Here is a 6,136-nt window from a genome sequence, read left to right on the forward strand (position 1 = left end):
GGCTGCGGCGCCGCTGCGGCTGGTCGCCCAGTTCCCCGTGCCCCTGGTCCAGGGGGTGCCCTACCGCGACCGCAGATGGTGGCGCTTGCGCCAGGCCACCACCGCGCCCAGCAACGCCGGCACGGCGATACCGGCCATCGCGATCAGGAAGGCGGGGGACGTCGGCGCCGCGGCCCGGGCGCCGGCGACCGCGTACGCGGCGGTGTTCGGGACCGACCCGACGGCCGTGGCCAGCAGAAACGGCAACCAGCGCATGCGGGACACGGCCGCGCAGTAGTTCGCCGCCCAGAACGGCACCCCCGGAAAGAGCCGGGCCGCCAGCATGGACCGGAACCCGTGCCGGCTCAGCTGCCCGTCGGCCGCCCTCAGCCAGCGGCCCCGCAGCAGCGGGCGCAGCGCGTCCTGCCCGAGCACCCGGCCGAGCCCGAACGCCACGGCCGCCCCGAGCACCGTGCCCACCAGCGACGTGGCCAGCCCCAACTGTGAACCGAACAGCGCGCCCGCCGCCAGGTTGAGCAGCGGCCGCGGCACGAACGCCACCGTGCACACCCCGTACGCCCCGGCGAACACCACAGCCGCGGCGGCGCCGCCGAGCTGTGGCGGCCACCCGTGGGTCAGCAGCCGCTGCGGCTCGAACAGCAGCACGCACGCGGCGGCACCCGCGAGCAGGGCGAGCAGCAGCGACAGCCGCGCGTAGGGAGACACCAGCGCCCGCGCGCAACGGCCGGTGAACCCGCCGCGGGGCAGGGGTGACGCGGGTACGGCGAGCTCCGTGGCGGCGGCCCGGGGAGAGGCCGTGGCGGTGCCCCCAGAGCGGGTGGTGGCATCGAGCATCCGGTGACACTAACCGACGAACGTGTGTGATCGCCGTATGGTTCGTCTCATGACCGTCACAGGTGCGGCCCCCACGGACGTGCCACGCAGTGCTCTCGCCGACACCGTGCTGGAACGGGTGACGGCCGTGTACGCGGCCGCCGCCGACCCCGAGCGGGCCGGCCCGATGCGGGCCTACATGAAGGACGTGGCGCCCTTCCTCGGCATCCCCACCCCGGCCCGCCGTGCCCTGTCCCGTACCGTCCTCGCGGGCACCCCGCGCCCCGACGAGACCGACTGCACCGCGATCGCGCTGCGCTGCTGGGCACTGCCCGAGCGCGAGTACCACTACTTCGCCGTGGACTACCTGCGCCGGCACGCGGGACGGTGCTCCTCCGGCCTTCTGCCCGTGACCCGGCACCTCATCACGACCGTCCCCTGGTGGGACACCGTCGACCTGCTCGCCGCGCACGTGGTCGGACGCCTGGTCGCCGCCGACCCCGCGCTCACCGCCGACATGGACGCCTGGATCACCGACGGCGACCTGTGGCTGGTGCGCACGGCCCTGCTCCACCAGCTGTCCCGCAAGGAACACACCGACAGCGAGCGGCTGTTCACATACTGCCTGCTCCAGTCCGGGCACCCCGACTTCTTCGTCCGCAAGGCGATCGGCTGGGCCCTGCGCGAGTACGCCAAGACCGACCCACACGCCGTACGGGCCTTCCTGGCGCGGGAGCGGGGCCGGTTCGCCCCGCTGAGCGTCCGCGAGGCGCTGAAGAACATCGGCGCCTGAGCGGCCCCCAACCCGGTCGGCAGGAAAAATCGTTCGACGCCGGACGCCCGCTCGGCGATGATCGACCGCATGTTCCGGTACGCCTTCGTCCTCGCAGCATCCGCAGTCGCGGATGCGCCGAAGGCTGCCTTCCCCGTCCTCGTGGCCGCTGTCGACGGCGCCCGAAGCTGACCCTCTCCGGAACGTCCGGCGGACCCCGCAGGGGGAGGGTCGGCCGGTTCCCGGGGTCCCGATTCTCCCTTCACGGCTGAGAGGCTTCGAGGTACAGCCATGTCCAAAACGGCCTACGTGCGCACCAAGCCGCACCTGAACATCGGCACCATGGGTCATGTCGACCACGGCAAGACCACCCTGACCGCCGCCATCACCAAGGTCCTCGCCGAGCGCGGCACCGGCTCCTTCGTGCCCTTCGACCGCATCGACCGGGCCCCGGAGGAGGCCGCGCGAGGCATCACCATCAACATCGCGCACGTCGAGTACGAGACCGACACCCGGCACTACGCCCACGTGGACATGCCGGGCCACGCCGACTACGTCAAGAACATGGTCACCGGCGCCGCGCAGCTCGACGGGGCGATCCTCGTCGTCTCCGCGCTCGACGGGATCATGCCGCAGACCGCCGAACACGTGCTGCTCGCCCGGCAGGTGGGCGTCGACCACATCGTCGTCGCGCTCAACAAGGCCGACGGCACGGACGACGAGGAGCTCATCGACCTCGTCGAGCTGGAGGTCCGCGACCTGCTCACGGCCCAGGGCTATCCGGGCGACTCCGTACCGGTCGTACGGGTCTCGGGGCTCGGGGCGCTGGCGGGCGACCCGCGCTGGACGGCGTCCGTCGAGGCGCTGCTCGACGCGGTGGACACGTACGTGCCGATGCCGGAGCGGTACGTGGACGCGCCGTTCCTGCTGCCGGTGGAGAACGTGCTCACCATCACCGGCCGGGGCACGGTCGTCACCGGTGCCCTGGAGCGCGGCACGCTCCGCCTGGGGGACCGGGTGGCGGTGCTGGGCGCCGGCATCGAGACCGTCGTCACCGGCCTGGAGACCTTCGGCAAGCCGATGGAGGAGGCACAGGCCGGGGACAACGTGGCGGTGCTGCTGCGGGGCGTTCCACGGGACGCCGTACGGCGGGGCCATGTCGTGGCGGCTCCGGGCAGCGTGGTGCCGGCCAGGCGGTTCTCGGCGCGGGTGTATCTGCTCGCGGGACGCGAGGGCGGCCGTACGACGCCGGTCGCGACCGGGTACCGGCCGCAGTTCTACATCCGCACGGCGGACGTGGTGGGCGACGTCGACCTCGGCCCGGCGGGCGTGGCCCGGCCCGGCGAGACCGTGGAGATGAGCGTCGAGCTGGGGCGGGAGGTTCCCTTGGAGCCGGGGCTCGGGTTCGCCATCCGCGAGGGCGGGCGGACCGTCGGTGCGGGCACGGTGTCCGCTGTGGGGTGAGGTGGGCGCCGTCACCCACAATGGATGAGTGAACGAATCCATACCGGTGACCCGGACCGTCGACACCGGCACCGCCAAGCTCATGCCCGACGTCGACCGGGCGCGGGCCTGGCTGCTCACCGTCGACGGGGCGCCGCAGTCGTACGTCGATCTCGACGAGCCGGCGTATCTGGAGTTCGAGTACGCGCGGCGGCTCGGCCACGTGCTGGATCTCGTGGCCGGGACCGGGCGGCCGCTGGACGTCCTGCACCTCGGAGGAGGCGCGCTGACCCTGCCCCGGTACGTCGCGGCCACCCGGCCCGGTTCCCGGCAGGAGGTCGTCGAGGCCGACCGGGGGCTGCTGGAGCTGGTCGCCGAGTACCTGCCGCTGCCGGAGGGCTCGGGCATCGCGGTGCACGCCGCCGATGCCCGGGCCTGGCTGGCGGCGGCCCCGGACGATCACGCCGATGTGCTGATCGCCGACGTCTTCGGCGGGTCCCGGGTGCCGGCGCACCTGACCACGCTCGCCTACGCCCGCGAGGCCGAGCGGGTGCTGCGGCCCGGCGGGGTCTACCTGGCCAACCTGGCGGACGCGTCGCCGTTCGGGTTCCTGCGCTCCCAACTGGCCACGTTCGCCGCCCTCTTCGAGGAGCTGGCCTTGATCGCCGAGCCGGCGGTGCTGCGCGGACGGCGGTTCGGGAACGCGGTGCTCGTCGCCTCGCACCGGCCGCTCGACACAGCGGCGCTGGCCCGCCGTACCGCGGCGGACGCCTTCCCGGCGCGGGTCGAACACGGTTCGGCGGTGCGGGAGTTCACGGGTTCCGCGCGCCCGGTGGAGGACGGCGACGCGGTGCCGTCACCCGAGCCTCCTGATGGGGCGTTCGGTATCGGCTGACCTGGCCGCGGGAAGCGGCGACCTGTAAAGCCGGGTCCCTGTCCGTCTCGACTGAGGCGGCATCGTGCGCCCCGGTGGCAAGATGGAGGCCTCATTCAGGGTGAGGGGGCGTCAGATGAGCCGCACGGCACGTTGGTTACTGGTCATTGCAGGATCCTTGGCCGTGTTCGGCCTCTGCGTGCTGCTGGGTGATCTGTTGTTGCCTTGGGATCAGGCGACGCGGATCGGGACCGGCGCGGGTGCCGGCGCGGTGATCGCCGGCGTGCTGGGGGCCTGGGCATCGTCCCTGATCGGTTCCTCGGCGTCGCCCGTTGCTCCGCCTGTGGGTGCGCCGACGATCTCCGGTGAGCGTGCGGTGGTCGCACAGGACAATTCCGGGATCATCATCACGGGGGACAACGGCAACGTCCAGCGATGACCGAGGCACCCACACCACCCGCCCCAGGCGGTCGTTCCGCAACCGCGGGCCACAACTCCGGAGTGATCGCCACCGGTGATCGGACGCGGATCGAACAGCGCAACCTCGTGCTGCCGCCCGGGGCTCTCGCGGCGGCCGTTCCGGACGAGGCGATATCGCGGCTGAACAATCTGCCGGCGCCGGACAGCCGTGTCTTCGAGGGGCGTGACAGTGCACTGGCCAGCCTGCGGGACGTGCCCACGACAGGAACGGGCATCGTCACGCAGACCGTGCGCGGCATGGGCGGAGTCGGAAAGAGCACCCTGGTCCTGCACCACGCGCACGCGAAACTCGCCGCCGGGTGCGGACCGGTGTGGTGGATCGAGGCCTCGGACCCCTCCACTGTCACCACTGGGCTGGCCTCCCTGGCCACGGCGCTCAACCCGGTGTATGCCGCACTGCCGCTCGACGAGGCCGCTGCTTGGGCCGTGGCGTGGCTTCAATGCCGTACCGGATGGCTACTGGTCTTCGACAACGCAGAAGAACCCGCCGACCTCCAGCCCTACCTCGGCTGTCTGACCACCGGACAGACACTCGTGACCACGCGCCGCGACTTGCCCTGGCGCGACCTCGGCACCGCACTGCGCCTGGACATCCTGGCCCCTGAGGCATCTGTGAGGGTCCTTCAGGAGATCACCGGACGCCACGCCCACGACTGCACTGCAGGCCTTGCCGAGCTTGCTGAGGAACTGGGCCATCTGCCCCTGGCCCTGCAACAGGCGGGCGCCTATCTGGCTCAAACCCGCATTGGCGCGGAAAGCTATCTTGCGCGGCTACGTGCCGATCCGGCCGGTGTTCTGGCCGCTGCTGCCCCCGGCGATCCCCAGCAACGCACGATCGCCCAACTGTGGAGCGTCACCCTCGACACCTTGCGCACCCGTGAGCCCAAGGTGGTGGAACTCCTCCGGGTCCTGGCGTACTGCGCCCCCGATCCCCTGCCCCGCCGCGTCCTGGTATCCCCCTTCCTCACACCTCAAGCCGTCGACCACGCCCTGGGCACCCTCGCCGCCTTCAGCATGATCACCCTCACCGACGGCACGGTCACCGTTCACCGCCTTGTGCAGGCCGTGGTGCGCATCGACACGCCGGCGCCCGTACCGCCTGCGCAGCCTGGACGCATACGACGACTCCTACGCCGGCAGCCCGTCATCGCACCTCATCCAAGCGACGCCACCGTGGGCCTGCTCCGTGCAGCGATGCCTCCAGGCAGCCCGGAAGAGGTGAACACCTGGCCGCGATGGCAAGAGCTGTGGCCACACATCCGAGCCGTCAGCGCACACCATCACGCCACATCGCCGGGCCGTGAACTGGCTGACCTGATAGGGCAAGCCGCGCACTACCTGTGGGCCCGGGGCCAGGCACAGGAAGCCCTGCCGTTGGTGGAGCGGGCCCTGCGGATCACTGAGTCCGCGCTGGGTCCCGAGCACCCCTCCACCGCCGTCCGTCTGGGCAACCTCGCCAGGACGTACAGCGACCTGGGCCGGCCCGCAGAGGCCCTGCCACTGGAGGAACGGGCACTGCAGATCGCGGAGAGGGTCCTCGGCCCCGAGCACCCGGACACCGCGATCCGGCTGGGCAACCTGGCGACCACGTACAGCGACCTGGGCCGGCACGCAGAGGCCCTGCCACTGGAGGAACGGGCACTGCAGATCGCGGAGAGGGTCCTCGGCCCCGAGCACCCGGACACCGCCAACAGACTGGGCAACCTCGCGAGCACGTACAGCGACCTGGGCCGGCACGCCGAGGCCGTGCCGTT

6 protein-coding genes are annotated in these 6,136 nt (G+C 72.0%); 5 read left to right on the forward strand and 1 reads right to left on the reverse strand.

Features of this window, described 5'->3' with window-relative positions; translation table 11 throughout:
* Positions 1-60: 60 nt before the first annotated feature.
* Positions 61-834 (reverse strand): TVP38/TMEM64 family protein, encoded by a 774-nt coding sequence (locus tag AB0D93_RS22920; protein ID WP_362122077.1) that lies wholly within the window; start codon positions 832-834, stop codon positions 61-63.
* A 49-nt stretch (positions 835-883) separates the two neighbouring features.
* Here AB0D93_RS22920 and AB0D93_RS22925 point away from each other — a divergent pair, with 49 nt between their 5' ends.
* From AB0D93_RS22925 to AB0D93_RS22945, 5 genes are all read left to right on the forward strand, one after another.
* Positions 884-1,606, forward strand: a complete 723-nt coding sequence (locus AB0D93_RS22925) for a DNA alkylation repair protein (RefSeq protein WP_362122079.1) — start codon at positions 884-886, stop codon at positions 1,604-1,606.
* Between the two features lie 270 nt (positions 1,607-1,876).
* The gene (gene tuf / locus AB0D93_RS22930; protein ID WP_362122081.1) at positions 1,877-3,049 is read left to right on the forward strand and encodes an elongation factor Tu; all 1,173 of its coding nucleotides are present in this window, start codon (positions 1,877-1,879) and stop codon (positions 3,047-3,049) included.
* Positions 3,050-3,077: 28 nt separating this feature from the next.
* The gene (locus tag AB0D93_RS22935; protein ID WP_362122083.1) at positions 3,078-3,923 is read left to right on the forward strand and encodes a fused MFS/spermidine synthase; all 846 of its coding nucleotides are present in this window, start codon (positions 3,078-3,080) and stop codon (positions 3,921-3,923) included.
* A gap of 115 nt (positions 3,924-4,038) precedes the next feature.
* Positions 4,039-4,341 carry a hypothetical protein gene (locus tag AB0D93_RS22940; RefSeq protein WP_362122085.1) on the forward strand — a complete coding sequence of 101 codons (303 nt, stop codon included), beginning with the start codon at positions 4,039-4,041 and terminating at the stop codon, positions 4,339-4,341.
* Positions 4,342-4,403: 62 nt separating this feature from the next.
* The coding region (locus AB0D93_RS22945; protein WP_362122087.1) for a tetratricopeptide repeat protein at positions 4,404-6,136 on the forward strand (1,733 nt) is incomplete at its 3' end.

The organism is Streptomyces sp. NPDC048191, from assembly GCF_040652655.1.
Lineage (GTDB): Bacteria > Actinomycetota > Actinomycetes > Streptomycetales > Streptomycetaceae > Streptomyces.